Below are 12,803 nucleotides of genomic sequence, written 5' to 3'. Positions count from 1 at the left end.
GACGATGCCAGACGAGCACGAGCGCCACGCGACGATCACCATCGACCAGGAAGCGGGCCTCGCCACCAGCGCCGAGCGCCTGACGCGGGAGTTCGAGGGCACCTTCGGGCGGGAGACGATCGACCGTTTCCTGCACGCCTCCTACACCGACCTCGCCGCCCGTGCGACGGTGCCGACCTATCTGCCGCTGCTGACCGAGAAGTTCGCCCGGCAGCGGCTGCGCGCGCTCGCCAAGGTCGACGGGATGCACCTGACGGGCACGCCGACCGTGCTGTTCCTGTGCGTCCACAACGCCGGCCGCTCGCAGATGGCCCTCGGCTTCTTCCAGCACCACGCCGGCGACCGGGCGATCGGCTGGTCCGGCGGCTCCGAGCCCGGCGAGCAGATCAACCCGGTCGCCGTTCAGGTCATGGCCGAACGGGGCATCGACATCGCCGGCGAGTTCCCCAAGCCCTGGACCGACGAGATCGTGCGGGCGGCGGACGCGGTGATCACGATGGGCTGCGGCGACGCCTGCCCGATCTTCCCCGGCAAGCGGTACGAGGAATGGACGCTACCCGATCCCGCGGGCTGGACCCCGGACGGGATGCGGCCGGTGCGCGACGAGATCGAGCGCCGCGTGCTGAACCTGCTGGCCGAACTCGGCGTCCCCTCCCGCGCCTGACAGTCGACTTCCACAAGCACCGGACCCGCTCCCTGCCAGTCGCGGGGTCGGGGCGGAGGCCGCAATGCCCGAACCGGCTTGTGACATCCGGCGCGATCGCGCAGACTCGGGTATCGGGTTTGGCGGCGTCTCGGCAGGCTCGTTCTCATGTGCTACCGACCGCGTAGGTCCGTGAATCCTGAGGGAGTTGTCCACGCGGCCACCCGGCGACTCGCCCGTGTTTTACGGGCCAGAACGTGCTTTCGTGATCCGGCGGGGACAGGGGTGTCGAACAGTTCTACTCCCACGTCGTCGTCGTGAGTGGGGGAACGATAGGCGTCTTCTCAGCGTCCGATGCTCGGTGGTTCGTTACCGGGCGCGTCACGCGACGGAGCTGGACGATAGGGCGGGAGTGAGCGCCGAAGGGTCTGCCCGATCCGTCCGACGATCCCCGGCGGCTCGGGCACGGCGACCTTCAGTGCGATCCGGCGGTGGGTCTGCTGCTCTTCCAGCGCCCGCACGTCGGCACTGGGGTCGGAGGCGGCCAGCTCGATCATGCGGGCGGCGTCGTCTTGCAGCCGCCGGTAGGCCGACGCGGTCCTCGGACTGAGGTAGCCGCGCCGGGCGTGAGCGGCGCCGAATACGGCGCCGTAGTCCGCGAGCCAGGCAACGGCCTCGACCGGGGTGAGCTCTCGGGTCTGCTCGCTGCGCAGCACCTCGGCCGCGTGGGGCTCGTGCTCCCATGCGCCGGATTCGGTGCGGCGGTTGTCGTAGAGGCGGCGGTCGCGGGTGTAGACCTGGATGCGGGCGACGGCGGGCAGGGCCTCCAGCGCGGCCACGACCTCGGGTGAGCCGGCCAGCGCCGTCTCGTGCGCCTCGGGCGGGGTCCAGCGGCCGACCTCGCCGCGCCGGGCGCGCAGGAACCGTTCTTCCGCGGCCAGGCGCGACACCGGGGCGGGCATGGCGACGGCGACGACCTCGACCCGGTAACCGGCCTCCGCGAACCGGGCCGCGGTGTCGATGACCATCGCTGGATCGCGGAAGGTGCCTTCCAGCAGCACCGGGTAGCCGTGCTCGATCGCATGGTCCAGGGCGAGGCGGATGAGCCCGCTGGAGGTTGGCGCGGTCGCGGCCGGCATCGCCAGCGGGTCGTTCACCGCGAGATCCCGGTAGCCGGGGTGGTAGGCGCGCAGGTCATCCCCGGTGATGGACACCAGCTCGGGGTGCTCCGCGAGGATCGCCGCCTGCGCCCTCGTCTTGCCCGCGGCGGGCTGGCCGCCGAGCAGTACCAGGAGCCGGTCGCCGGTCGGGACCGGCGGGAAGATCGCCTGCCGCGCGGTGGCGTCGAACACCTGCCGCAGCCGCGCCTCGTCGGAGGCGACGGGTTCGGTCACGCGATCCGGCGGCTCGCCTGGCCGGTCAGGGCGTCGATCTCATCGAGCCATGCCTGCTGCTGGGCGATCAGCCCGAGCCGGTCGTCGGGGTCCAGCGCCGTGCGCTGCTGGTTCACCAGGCGCACCCGCGCGGCCCAATACTCGCGCTCGCGCTCGTCGGTCGTGGCGAGCTGCCGTTCGATCAGGACGGAGGCCAGGGTGGTCGCGCCCTGGGCGGTCATGTCGTAGAGGGCCACATCGCTCACGCGGGGCTCGTCGTCGTACCAGGCGCGCAGGGACTCGGCCGGGATCGCGCTCGGAATCGTCACGCTCATGGGATCACCTCTGCTTCGTCGTTGCTCATTCTACCTCCCCGGTCCGCTCCCGCCCCGGACCCGCTCCCTGCTGTTCGCGGGTCGGGACGGAGGGTGCAACATCCGAGCGCAGCGACGTGGTGTTGCGGCATCCGCCACGACCCCGCAAGCTGGTAGAGCGGGTCAGGCGCGGGAACGTGAGTTCGCTACTCGGCACACTCGGCAGGCGCGCAGAGGCACCAGGATTACCCGCCTCTGGAGGGGCGCAAACGTGGCAACATTTTGGCAACGAACGCTGACGACAGGACTTTCCGCGACGCACTCGACGCACGCGGAACCCCAGTAAACACAGGGCAGAACCGGGTCGGGCACGCAGTTCCGGGGGAGCCTATTCCCCTCTCACGGCGGTAACGCGGGTTCGAATCCCGCTGGGGTCACAACACCAGAAGAAGCCCGGTTCTCGCGAGCCGGGCTTCTTCTTTTTCGCCGGTAGGCGACGGACCGGACGCGCCGACTGTGCACAGATGCCCGGGACGGTTCCTTGCCCCCTGCCATACTGGCCACGTGAACACAGCAAAGCTCATCGGCGCGGCCTTCGTCGTCGCGGCCGCACTGACCCTCGCCGGCTGCGCGGGGGAGACCACCCCCAGCGGTTCCCCGTCTTCGTCCGCACCGAGTGAAAGCCCCGCCACGCCCGTGATCGCTCCCGTCACGATGGATGCCGGCGACCTCCAGGGCGCCACCGTCGACCTCGTCGTCGGGCAGGTCCTGAACATCGACACCGGAGACCTCGCCGTCGACAGCTACACCGGCGAGGTGGCCGACACCGCCGTGGCCGTCTTCGTGCAGGGACGTGAGGACGGCAGCGCCGTCTTCAACCCCGGGATCGAGGCGCGCTCCGCCGGTGCGACGGAGGTCACGATGACGAACGCGCAGGGCGGCATCCAGCCCCTGCAGTTCACCGTTGAGGTCACCGACCGCTGAGCCCGTCGGCGATCCCGCTCGGTGGCGGCCGGCGGGATCGCTCGCGCCTGCGCGCGGCCATGCCGTTCTGATACCCTCGAGTGTCACTCGTGTCGCGGCTTCGTCGTGCGCGTGTGGCGATCCCAATCGAATCCGCTTCGCCTCCACGGTCATCGTCGTGCCCTTCGGGTGGGCGCTGTGCCGCGGGGCCCGAGATACCAACCCAACAAGGACAACCCACTACATGACTACCGCAACGACCGCCCCGGCCACCAAGCAGGTCGCGATCAACGACATCGGATCTGCCGAAGACTTTCTGGCCGCGGTCGAGAAGACCCTGAAGTTCTTCAACGACGGAGACCTCATCGAAGGCACCGTCGTGAAGATCGACCGCGACGAGGTGCTCCTCGACGTCGGATACAAGACCGAGGGTGTGATCCCCTCCCGCGAACTTTCCATCAAGCACGACGTGGACCCCAACGAGGTCGTCCAGCTCGGCGACGCCGTCGAGGCGCTCGTCCTCCAGAAGGAGGACAAGGAAGGGCGCCTCATCCTTTCGAAGAAGCGCGCGCAGTACGAGCGTGCGTGGGGTGATGTCGAAAAGATCAAGGAGAACGACGGCGTCGTCACCGGTCAGGTGATCGAGGTCGTCAAGGGCGGCCTCATCGTCGACATCGGCCTGCGCGGCTTCCTTCCCGCGTCGCTCATCGACCTCCGCCGCGTGCGCGACCTGACGCCGTTCCTCGGCCAGGAGATCGAGGCGAAGATCCTCGAGCTCGACAAGAACCGCAACAACGTCGTGCTCTCGCGTCGTGCGCTGCTCGAGCAGACGCAATCGGAGACCCGCACGAACTTCCTGAACGCCCTGCACAAGGGTCAGGTCCGCAAGGGGACGGTCTCCTCGATCGTCAACTTCGGTGCGTTCGTCGACCTGGGCGGCGTGGACGGCCTCGTTCACGTGTCCGAGCTGTCGTGGAAGCACATCGAGCACGCCTCCGAGGTCGTCGAGGTGGGCCAGGAGGTCACCGTCGAGATCCTCGAGGTCGACCTCGACCGCGAGCGCGTGTCGCTCTCGCTCAAGGCGACGCAGGAGGACCCGTGGCAGGTCTTCGCCCGCACCCACGCGATCGGCCAGGTCGCGCCGGGTAAGGTCACCAAGCTCGTTCCGTTCGGTGCGTTCGTCCGCGTCGCGGACGGCATCGAGGGCCTCGTGCACATCTCCGAGCTGTCGGGCAAGCACGTCGAGCTCGCCGAGCAGGTCGTCTCGGTGGGCGAGGAGGTCTTCGTCAAGGTCATCGACATCGACCTCGAGCGCCGCCGCATCTCGCTCTCGCTGAAGCAGGCGAACGACTCGGTCGACCCCAACGGCACCGAGTTCGACCCCGCCCTCTACGGCATGGCGACGGAGTACGACGAGAACGGGGAGTACAAGTACCCCGAAGGGTTCGACCCCGAGACCAACCAGTGGAAGGAAGGCTTCGACGAGCAGCGCCTCGCGTGGGAGGCGGAGTACGCCGCCGCGCAGGCCCGCTGGGAGGCCCACAAGGCCCAGGTCGCCAAGACCATGGAGGCCGAGGCGCAGTCCGCCGCGGACTTCGGCGCCGGTGCGTTCACGAGCGACTCGACGGGCGCGGGCACCCTCGCCGACGACGAGGCCCTCGCTGCTCTGCGCGAGAAGCTCTCGGGTCGCTGAGCCGACACCACACGACAGAACGGGGTCGGAGCCTTCGGGCTCCGACCCCGTTCTGTCGTTCGGCCCCGCGGGCGGTCGGCTCAGAGGCGCGAGACCTCGACGCGCGGACGCACCGCGAGGTCCGTGAGCTGCACATCGGCGGGCGCGTCGACGACGAACCGCACGGCCTGGGCCACCGACGCGGGGCGGATGTACCGTTCCGGCTCGTAGGCGCCCCCGGCCGTGGCGATCATGTCGCGCAGCATGGCGGTGTCGGTCTGGCCGGGCGCGATCGTCACGACACGGATCCTCGACGGCGCCTCGTCGATCCTCAGCACGTCTGCGAGTCCACGCAGGGCGTGCTTGCTGGCGGTGTACACCGCACTGCCGGGCACCGGACGCGTGCCGGCGCCCGAGCCGATGAACACGACGGTGCCCGCGCTACGGCGCAACAGCGGGAGCACGGCGCGCGTCAGGAGGGCGGGGCCGGTGACGTTGGTGGCCAGTTGGAGCGCCCAGTCCTCGGCATCCGCCGTGTCGACACGCCGGGCGCGCGACACGGCCGCGGCGTGCACGAGCACGTCCAGCCGGTCGAGGGACCCGCCGAGGCCGTCGAGGGACGCGGCATCGGTCATGTCGACGGCGGCGGTGTCGCACCCGGTGCGCAGGGCGAGGTCCTCGAGCGCCGCGACCGAGCGGCCCGTGGCGATCACCCGATGGGTGCGCGAGAGGTCGGCGACGATCTCGCCGCCCATGCCGCCGGTGGCCCCCGTCACGAGGGCGACGGGGCGGTTCGTGTCGTTCGTCACCGGTGAGCTCCTGAATAGGGGGCGGATGCCGCGGCGAGCGCGACCTCGAGCGCGCTCCGCGCGACCCTGTCGGTCTCGCGCAGCATGGTCGGGTCGGTGCCCGGCATCGGGCTGATGATGGCGTCGTGCATGACCTCGTCGATCGGGATCCCCGCGATGTGGAGCGCTCGATCGGGGGAGCCGTCGGGATGGAGCGCGATGCCGGTGGACGGATCCACGTCGAAGCCCCCCGTCACGATCGATCCGCCGGCGCGCGCGGCGACCCTGAACGGGCGGATGCGTCCCGACGCGTGGAGGGAGTGGACGAGCGGGTCGTCGCTGGCGGCGACGTCGTGGAAATGCATCCATGCATCGATCAGGACGGAGGATCGCACCTCCGACCCCGCCACGGCGGGGGAGGTCGCCACGAACGAGCCGTCGACGACCCGCACCGATGCGGCCGGACCGATGAATCGGACGACGCCCGCACGGACGAGGGCCAGCAGCTGACGGGACCGGAACGCCGGCGGGCCGGAGCCGAACGTCGCGCCGACCGAGTGAAGGAGCCGGAAGCCGCCCTCGCGGGACTCGGCGTCGAAGCCGCCGAAGGCGCCGATCCTGCTCGCGGGTCCCCGGGCCGACGCGATCGACCAGAGGGCCGCCTTCAACGGTGAGTCGACGCCCCTCTCGGCCTCGGCAAGGTCGGCCGCGACGAACGCCTCCACCCACCCGTCGAACTCCTCCGGCGAGCCGAACCCCGACGGGGCGGGGTGCAGAGCCGTGGCGAGATCCAGCCGATCCGCGGGATCCGGTACGAAAGGCGCGACCGCTGCCGTGAGGGCGTCGAGCTCGCCGGGCGCGCGCTCGATCGCCGCGAGCACGTCCTCGATCGGCGCGAGGAGGGCGTCGGGCGCCACGCGCGCCAGTGTGACGTAGTAGTCGGAGAACGCGTCCTTGAGGATCAGCGGCCACAGCCGGGCGTCGAAATCGATGGGGCGCGCCGCGGAGGTGTCGAACGAGCGCAGATGGCGCTGCTCGGCGCGAGGGGGCAGGCCGCGGTAGAGGCTCTTGGCGCGGTAGGGGATGCCGCGGTGCGACGTCACGTGTAGCACCGGCTCACGCCCCGAGGGGCGGTAGCGCAGACCGCCCGGTGCGTCCGGATCGGGGGCGAACGCCCCGCCCCTGCCGATGGTCAGGAGCGCCATCGTGTCGAAGAAGCCCATCCCGAGCCCCCGGACGATGACGTCGGCGCCGTCCGGGACACCCGTGAGGTCCTGGTCGGCGGGGCTGTCCGGCCTCACCCACACGAGGCCCTCGTCGGCGGCGAGGGCCTCGAGGATCTCGCGCTCCGCGGGCGTGGGGGCCCGCGGCATCCACCCCGTCGCGGCGACCACCGCGTCGGCGCTCAGCTTCTCTCCGGAGGCGAACGTCAGCAGCTGTCGACCGTCGACCTCGTCGACCGAGACGACGCGTCCGAGGTGAGTGCGCACGTCGACGCCGTCGGGCAGCCGGCTGAGCACGCCGGAGAGGAACCACGCGATGTACTCGCCGTAGAGCGCGCGACTCGGGTGCGACTCGGGCAGCCATTCGCGCAGCTCGTCGCGGTACCGGTCCGCGACGCGCCGCGGGAACGGGACCGCGTCGAAGACGGCGATGTGATCGGCGCGGATCGTCTCGAGCGCGCGCCTCGACCGTGCGGTCGGATTCGAGCGATGGGCCACGAGCATGCCCCACTCCCACAGGGTGGGTCCCGTCCGTACCGGGCCCGTCATCGTGACCGAGTCGTCGGTGAACAGCGTCACCGCGTGGGCCAGCGTGTTCGTGCACAGCTCGCGCGGCTGGTCCGTGCGCCAGATGCGGCCGGCGCCGATCTGCGTGTCGTCGATGAGGTGGACGGTCAGGCCGGCGCGGGGCGCCTCGCCCGATTCGGCATGCGCGACGATCCGCTCGAGCAGGGACACCCCGCGAGGACCCGCGCCGATAAGCGCGATCTCGGGGCGGTTGCCGGGTGTCATCCCTCCTGTATACGCGCTCGTCGGCCGCGGGACGAAGTCGACCGGCGCTTGCATGTGCTTGTGTTACGGCTCGATTCGTCGGTGGCTGCGGCACGAGCGAGCATAGGAGGGCGCGTGGCTACCGCTCCCGCGCCGGGTGCCGCATGACGCGCTGCCCGAGTCCTTCGCACCGTGAGGTCATCCCATGAGAATGTCCCCCCGTCTCCTCGCCTGGAGCGCCGCCGCAGCCGTGACCACCCTGGCGCTGGCCGGATGCGCGGGGGAGAGCGGCACGGAGGAAGACGCACCCTCGGGGGAGCCCGTCGTCTTCGGCGTGTCCGGACCGCTGACCGGGAACCAGGCCGAGTACGGCAAGAACTGGCAGGAGGGCTTCGAGATCGCCCTCGACGAGATCAACGCGGAGGGCGGCATCGACGGCCGCGAGGTCCAGCTGGACTTCCAGGACAGCCAGGGCGAGGCCGCGCAGGCGACGACGATCGCGCAGCGCTTCGTGAGCGACGAGAACGTCCTCGCGGTGCTGGGGGACTTCTCATCCGCGACGTCCATGGTGGCGAGCCCCCTCTACCAGCGGGGCGGCCTGCTCCAGCTGGGCATCACCAATTCCCACCCCGACTTCACGACGACGGGCGACTACATCTTCAGCCCCAGCATCACGCAGGAGGTCGAGGCGCGGGTCGTCGCCGACGCCGCGGGCGAGCTGGGCGACGACATCGCCGTCTTCTATCTCAACACCGACTGGGGCAACACGGCCTTCGACGTGCTGGAGGACCAGATCGCCGCCAACGGCGACGAGATCGCCTACTCGACCCCCGTCGAAGAGGCGTCCACCGACTTCCGGCCGCAGCTCGTGCAGGCGCGGGACGCCGGCGCCGACGTAGCGATCATCTACACGTACTACGCCACCACCGCGCTGCTCGCGCAGCAGGCCGAGCAGGCCGGTTTCGACGTGCCGTTCGTGGCCGTCGGCTCCAACTACTCGCAGCAGCTGCTCGACCTCGCACAGGAGGCGGCGGAGGGCATCTACGTCGACACGTCCTTCTACCCGGAGTCGGATGACCCGGCCGTCACGGGCTTCGTCGACGCGTACACCGAGAAGTTCGGGTACACGCCCAACCTCTTCGCCGCGTACGCCTACGACGGCCTGAAGCAGCTCGCCTGGGCCGCCGAGAACGCGGAGACCCTCGACCGCGAGGGAATCCGTAACGCTCTGCGCGACGGCGAGGGCATCCCCTCGATCATCTACGGCGAAGCCGCCTACAACGACGAGCGCCGAATCGACAGCCCGCCCTTCGTATGGCTGCAGGTGCAGGACGGCGCCTTCGTCGAGACCGACGACCTCGGCTGACGCCGACGCGGGGGCACCGGTGCGCCGGTCGCCCCCGCGTTCGCGTCCGCACCCTCGGAAAGAGACCACCACGTGTTCGACATCCTCGTCGCCGGACTGATCAACGGCAACGCGTACGCTCTGGTCGCGCTCGGCCTGTCCCTCGTCATCGGCGTCGCGAACGTCGTCAACTTCGCCCACGGATCCCTGTTCGCCGTGGGCGCCATGGTGGGCTGGGTCGTCACGACGCAATTCGGGATGCCGCTGTGGCTCGGCGCCCTCGCCGCCGTCGCCGTGACGGCGGCCCTCGGCTATCTCATAAACCTCGTCGCGGTGCGGCCCTTCGCGGGGCGCGCGCCGATCGCCGCGGTGCTGTCGACGATCGCCGTCATGATCATCCTGGACAACCTCACGCAGATGATCTTCGGGCCCGAGGTGCGCCGGTTCGACTCGGGTCTCCCGCCCGTCACCTTGCAGGTGGGCGGGCTCACCTTCGGCCTCATCGACGTCATCATCCTCGTCACGGGCGTCACCCTCATGACGGCGCTCGCGCTGGCGCTGCGGTTCACCAAGATCGGCCGCGCCATCCGCGCCACCTCGCAGGATCGGGATGCCGCGGCCCAGATGGGCGTGCCCGTCGCACGCGTCCAGTCGATCGCCTTCATGGTCGCCTCGGGCCTGGGCGGTCTCGCAGGCGTCCTCGTGGCGGCCTACTTCACCACGATCGCCCCCACGCAGGGCTTCCAGATCGGGCTGGCCGGGATCGCCGCGGCGACGCTCGGCGGGCTGGGGTCGCTTCTGGGGGCCGTCATCGGCGGCCTCGTGCTCGGCGTGCTCGAGGCGGTCGGGGTGAGCCTGTGGGGCGACTCGGTCCGCCAGCTGATCACGTTCGGCGTCCTCCTCGCGGTCCTGTGGATCCGCCCCGAGGGGCTGCTCGGCAAGAAGTCCGTCCGCCGGGAGCCGCTCACCGGCACGTTCTTCTCGCAGGCCCGACCGCTCGTGATGAGGCGCTGGCAGGTCGCCGTGCTCGTCGCGCTCGCGCTCGTGCCCGCCGTTCCCGGGCTCTTCAACGGGTACGTGGTCCAGGTCGGGATCCAGATCATCGCGTTCGCGATGATCGCGCTGTCCATGACGGTCATCGGCGGCCAGGCGGGCCAGCTCTCGCTCGGCCAGGCGGGCCCCGTCGCGATCGGCGCGTACGCCGCGGCCCTGCTGATGAAGAACGCCGGGATGCCCTTCCTGCCGGCGGCTCTCCTGGCCGGACTGGTCTCGGCCGTCCTCATCGCGATCCTGAACGCCCCCTCCTGGCGCCTCTCCGGGCACTATCCGGCGATCGCGACGCTCGCCACGGGTGCGGCGATCTCCGCCGTCATCCTGGTCGCGGTGCCGATCACCGGCGGCGGCAGCGGCCTGTCCCTCATCCCGCTCCCGGACGTGTTCGGCATCGTGCTGAGCTCACCGACGCAGCTCTACGCCCTGGGGCTCGGGCTGCTTCTGGCGCTCATCCTGCTCGTGCACCGCATGAGCCGGTCGCACCTCGGGCTGTACTGGCGTGCGGTGCGCGACGACGAGATCGCCGCGCGCGCCTCGGGGATCGCCGCGCCGCAGTACAAGTCCCTGGCGTTCGCCGTCGGCGGCCTCATCGCCGGCGTCGCGGGCGCGTTCTGGGCTGCGCAATACGGGTTCCTCGACCCGAAGATCTTCAGCCCCAATCTTTCGTTCCAGATCGTCACGATCGCGGTCCTCGGCAGCATGCTGCGGCCCTTCGGCGCGATCCTCGGCGCCATCATCCTCGTGGGCGGGCTGGAGCTGTTCCGGGTCGCGGCGGACACCCGCCTCCTCATCTACGGGCTCGTGCTGCTCCTGCTGGTGCGCTTCCGGCCCGAGGGCCTGTGGACGCTGCCGCCCCCGTTCGCCCGCCTGCTGGCGAGGGTCACGGGCAGAGGCGATAGTAGCCGGCAGGACCCATCCGGCCCCATCGCGGGTGACCCGCCTCTCGCGGGGACGCTCGCGGCGCGCCCGGCGACGACGCGGGGGGAGGAGGGCCGATGACCCGGCTGCTCGAGGTCCGCGGCCTGTCCCGGTCGTTCGGCGCGCTGAAGGCCGTGGACGACAACACCTTCCACGTCGACGAGGGCGAGGTGGTCAGCATCATCGGGCCGAACGGCTCGGGCAAGACGACCACGATCAACCTCCTGAGCGGGGAGCTCGCACCCGACTCCGGATCGATCCGGTTCCGCGGAGAGGACGTGGCGGGCCGCAGCCCCGACGCGATGGCCCGGCGCGGCGTCCGGCGGACGTTCCAGAACGGACGCGTCTTCGGCAACGCCACCGTTGCGGAGAATGTGCTCCTGGGACAGGTTCCGCTCGCGCGCGCGGCCACGCCGCTGCCGGCGCTCCGCGGCATCCCGGTGCTCAGGTGGGTCGCGCTCATCGCCGAGGCGGCGCTCGCGACCGTCGGCACACCGGGGCTCCGGCGGGAGAAGAGGGAGGCGGACGAGCGCGTGACGGCCCAGCTGCAGCGCTTCTCCACGCGCCTTCTGCCGCGTCGCGAGCACCCCGCGTGGACGCTCTCCTACGCCAACCGCCGGCGCACCGAGATCGCCCGAGCCCTCGCGTCGGCGCCCGGTCTCCTGCTGCTGGACGAGCCGACGGCGGGCATGAACACCGCCGAGACGAAGGAGGTCGTGCGCCAGCTGCTGGACCTGAAGGCAGAGGGGCAGACGATGGTCATCGTGGAGCACAAGCTCGAGCTCGTGATGAGCGTCTCCGACCGCGTGATCGTGATGGACGGCGGGCGGGTGATCGCCGACGGTCCTCCCGCGGCGGTGCAGAACGACGATCGCGTCATCGAGGCCTACCTCGGCAAGCGGCGGGGCGGAGCGGCGGCCCGATCCCACGATGTCGTCGCCGCGGTCCTTGACGACGCGGCGATCCCGCCCGAGACGACGGACGGCGAGGAGACCCGATGAACGCGACCGACCCGCTGCTCGACGTGCGGGACGTCGATGTCTACTACGGCCAGTTCCGCGCGCTCCACGGCGTGAGCTATTCCATCGGCCGCGGCGAGATCGTTTCGCTCCTGGGCGGCAACGCCAGCGGCAAGTCCACGACGATGAAGACGATTCTGCGCCTCGTGACGCCTCGCCGCGGCGAGATCGTCTTCGACGGACGCAGCATCCTCCGCGATTCCACTGCCGACGTCATCCGCGCCGGGATCGCCAGCGTGCCCGAGGCTCGCCGGGTCTTCCCGGAGATGACGATCGAGGAGAACCTTCTCGTCGGTGCGTACACGCGTCGCGCCCGCGGCGGTGAGCTCCGCTCCGACCTCGCCGATCAGTACGACCTGTTCCCGCGGCTCGCCGAGCGCCGCCGGCAGCAGGCCGGGACCCTGTCGGGCGGCGAGCAGCAGATGCTCGCGTTCGCGCGTGCGCTCATGTCGAGACCCCGCCTGATCTGCATGGACGAGCCGACGATGGGGCTCGCGCCGATCGTCGTCGACCAGGTGCTGGAGACGATCCAGCGGATCAATGCCGAACGCGGGGTCGCGGTCTTCATCGTCGAGCAGTCGGCCGAGCTCGCCCTGTCGATCGCGCACCGCGGCTATGTGCTGGTCAACGGCGAGGTGCGCCTGCAGGGCACGGCGGCGGAGCTGCTCGCCGACCCCGAGATCCGCGAGGCCTACCTGGGTCAGAGCGCCACGTGAGCTGG

General features: G+C 70.7%; 11 protein-coding genes. 7 read left to right on the top strand and 4 right to left on the bottom strand.

Annotated elements, in window-relative coordinates:
• Positions 1–4: 4 nt before the first annotated feature.
• Positions 5–664 (top strand): arsenate reductase ArsC, encoded by a 660-nt coding sequence (locus RYJ27_RS07160; protein WP_228178110.1) that lies wholly within the window; start codon positions 5–7, stop codon positions 662–664.
• 323 nt (positions 665–987) lie between these two features.
• On the opposite strand, the gene RYJ27_RS07155 is transcribed toward RYJ27_RS07160, so the two are convergent.
• Together RYJ27_RS07155 and RYJ27_RS07150 are read right to left on the bottom strand one after the other, a co-directional pair.
• The gene (locus tag RYJ27_RS07155; protein ID WP_195691658.1) at positions 988–2,037 is read right to left on the bottom strand and encodes a zeta toxin family protein; all 1,050 of its coding nucleotides are present in this window, start codon (positions 2,035–2,037) and stop codon (positions 988–990) included.
• Positions 2,034–2,351 (bottom strand): hypothetical protein, encoded by a 318-nt coding sequence (locus RYJ27_RS07150; RefSeq protein WP_195691657.1) that lies wholly within the window; start codon positions 2,349–2,351, stop codon positions 2,034–2,036. The genes RYJ27_RS07155 and RYJ27_RS07150 overlap by 4 nt, the downstream gene beginning before the upstream one ends.
• A 543-nt stretch (positions 2,352–2,894) precedes the next feature.
• Here RYJ27_RS07150 and RYJ27_RS07145 point away from each other — a divergent pair.
• A complete protein-coding gene (locus RYJ27_RS07145) occupies positions 2,895–3,314 on the top strand; it encodes a hypothetical protein (protein WP_330169681.1) in 420 nt (139 codons plus the stop codon).
• Positions 3,315–3,537: 223 nt separating this feature from the next.
• Positions 3,538–4,986 (top strand): 30S ribosomal protein S1, encoded by a 1,449-nt coding sequence (gene rpsA, locus RYJ27_RS07140; protein ID WP_330169680.1) that lies wholly within the window; start codon positions 3,538–3,540, stop codon positions 4,984–4,986.
• Positions 4,987–5,066: 80 nt separating this feature from the next.
• On the opposite strand, the gene RYJ27_RS07135 is transcribed toward rpsA, so the two are convergent.
• Both RYJ27_RS07135 and RYJ27_RS07130 read right to left on the bottom strand, forming a co-directional pair.
• Positions 5,067–5,774: an SDR family oxidoreductase gene (locus RYJ27_RS07135; RefSeq protein ID WP_330169679.1), complete on the bottom strand. Its 708-nt coding sequence runs from the start codon at positions 5,772–5,774 to the stop codon at positions 5,067–5,069.
• Complete coding sequence (locus RYJ27_RS07130) at positions 5,771–7,768, bottom strand: FAD/NAD(P)-binding protein (protein ID WP_330169678.1); 1,998 nt, start codon at positions 7,766–7,768, stop codon at positions 5,771–5,773. Before RYJ27_RS07130 ends, RYJ27_RS07135 begins: the two co-directional genes overlap by 4 nt.
• 184 nt (positions 7,769–7,952) lie before the next feature.
• Here RYJ27_RS07130 and RYJ27_RS07125 point away from each other — a divergent pair, with 184 nt between their 5' ends.
• The 4 genes from RYJ27_RS07125 (at position 7,953) to RYJ27_RS07110 (ending at position 12,798) form a co-directional block, all read left to right on the top strand.
• Complete coding sequence (locus RYJ27_RS07125) at positions 7,953–9,113, top strand: ABC transporter substrate-binding protein (RefSeq protein ID WP_330169677.1); 1,161 nt, start codon at positions 7,953–7,955, stop codon at positions 9,111–9,113.
• A 72-nt stretch (positions 9,114–9,185) separates the two neighbouring features.
• Complete coding sequence (locus tag RYJ27_RS07120) at positions 9,186–11,144, top strand: ABC transporter permease (RefSeq protein WP_330169676.1); 1,959 nt, start codon at positions 9,186–9,188, stop codon at positions 11,142–11,144.
• The gene (locus RYJ27_RS07115; protein ID WP_330169675.1) at positions 11,141–12,064 is read left to right on the top strand and encodes an ABC transporter ATP-binding protein; all 924 of its coding nucleotides are present in this window, start codon (positions 11,141–11,143) and stop codon (positions 12,062–12,064) included. Before RYJ27_RS07120 ends, RYJ27_RS07115 begins: the two co-directional genes overlap by 4 nt.
• Positions 12,061–12,798 carry an ABC transporter ATP-binding protein gene (locus tag RYJ27_RS07110; protein ID WP_330169674.1) on the top strand — a complete coding sequence of 246 codons (738 nt, stop codon included), beginning with the start codon at positions 12,061–12,063 and terminating at the stop codon, positions 12,796–12,798. The genes RYJ27_RS07115 and RYJ27_RS07110 overlap by 4 nt, the downstream gene beginning before the upstream one ends.
• Positions 12,799–12,803: the final 5 nt, after the last annotated feature.

This window comes from Microbacterium limosum (genome assembly GCF_036324365.1).
GTDB lineage: Bacteria > Actinomycetota > Actinomycetes > Actinomycetales > Microbacteriaceae > Microbacterium > Microbacterium limosum.
Note: the sequence above shows the minus strand (reverse complement) of the source record. Positions and strands in the feature narration are given on the sequence as shown.

Excerpts from the sequence above, each read along its gene's own strand:
- RYJ27_RS07125 (WP_330169677.1), top strand. The coding sequence starts at position 7,953 with ATGAGAATGTCCCCCCGTCTCCTCGCCTGGAGCGCCGCCGCAGCCGTG.
- RYJ27_RS07130 (WP_330169678.1), bottom strand. The coding sequence starts at position 7,768 with ATGACACCCGGCAACCGCCCCGAGATCGCGCTTATCGGCGCGGGTCCT.
- RYJ27_RS07110 (WP_330169674.1), top strand. The coding sequence starts at position 12,061 with ATGAACGCGACCGACCCGCTGCTCGACGTGCGGGACGTCGATGTCTAC.
- RYJ27_RS07160 (WP_228178110.1), top strand. The coding sequence starts at position 5 with ATGCCAGACGAGCACGAGCGCCACGCGACGATCACCATCGACCAGGAA.
- rpsA (WP_330169680.1), top strand. The coding sequence starts at position 3,538 with ATGACTACCGCAACGACCGCCCCGGCCACCAAGCAGGTCGCGATCAAC.
- RYJ27_RS07150 (WP_195691657.1), bottom strand. The coding sequence starts at position 2,351 with ATGAGCGTGACGATTCCGAGCGCGATCCCGGCCGAGTCCCTGCGCGCC.
- RYJ27_RS07115 (WP_330169675.1), top strand. The coding sequence starts at position 11,141 with ATGACCCGGCTGCTCGAGGTCCGCGGCCTGTCCCGGTCGTTCGGCGCG.